The following is a 1,131-nucleotide window of genomic DNA, read 5'->3' as shown; positions in this document are numbered from 1 at the left end:
CCGTCAGCTACGGCCATTCTGGTCCTATAAATTGCTTTAGCTCCAATCCAGGTGCTTTTAAATTTATCTTCTTTTAGAAAAACAACAATTTTTTTAGGTTGTTTTCTTATATTTATAATATTTTCTTTTTGACTTGCGGCAACAGCTTTTTCAAAACTATCTCTATCACTACCTGTAAAAATCCCCTTAATTTTTGTTAGTCCAGTCTTTTTGTCACTAATAGAAGAATTAACTGACATCAAATATAATATTGGTAGTTGGTCTAGAAACTCTTTTTGACAGTAATCATAAAGCTTTCTTACCGGAGAATGATCTTTACCCATAATATTTTCCATCCCAGCTAAGGCACCTAGAAAATGAGATTTATTAATAATTTGACTGCCTCCACAACCAACAACAATATTTTTAGTATAGTTAGCCATTCCTACAACCTCATGTGGAATTACCTGCCCTAAAGAAATTATAAGGTCATATTTTTCAGAGAAAATATTTTTATTTATTTCTAATGGAACAGCATCATTTAGCTGATCTTGAGAAAATTCTTTCATTTTTCTACTAGGTATTTCTCCGACTTTAATAGTATCATGACGCCAATTGTGTTCTAAAAAATCTTCAGGTGGTATTTTACCAAACATTGATTTAATAGCCTGCTTACTCATTGGATCATGAGTTCCTGAAGCAGGTAAAATATCAATATTCTCAACTCTATCTTTTAATTTAAAGTATAATTTTTCAGTTATAAGACCTAAAGAAGAAGATTTTCGTGTGTAATCTGGCGGAACTAAGAGTAAACTTTTTACATCACCTTCAATTACCTCATTTGAAAGCTCATTTAAATAATTATTAATAGCTGAATCACTTAAATATTCTTTTTTACTGATAACTTCAGATTTGATTTCTTGCATTATCAACTCTCCTATACTATACACTATTTGGAACTAAGCTCTCTTTTTGATTTCTGCATCTTCAGCAATTTTAACCCTATCTAAATGTTTAAATAAAATTTTGTATGCTTTTTCTTTCTTTCCTTTAAGAATACAATCAATCAAATCTATGTGTTCCTGTCTTGAAGTTTCAGAACGCTGATCATTTAAATAGCTAAAAAGCATAGTAAAATGATTAATCATCTTT

The 1,131-nt window shown here is 29.9% G+C and carries 1 protein-coding gene and 1 pseudogene; both read right to left on the bottom strand.

All coding sequences use genetic code 11. The features are described 5' to 3' along the window. Nucleotides 1–905 (bottom strand): lactate racemase domain-containing protein (locus CI949_RS20760; protein ID WP_290769945.1); only part of this gene is annotated, 905 nt, incomplete at its 3' end. 33 nt (nt 906–938) lie between these two features. Beyond that, nucleotides 939–1,131, bottom strand: a pseudogene (locus tag CI949_RS20755) (hypothetical protein); the annotation flags it as partial.

This window comes from Halanaerobium sp., assembly GCF_003070835.1.
This window is presented reverse-complemented; position numbering and strand designations above follow the sequence as displayed.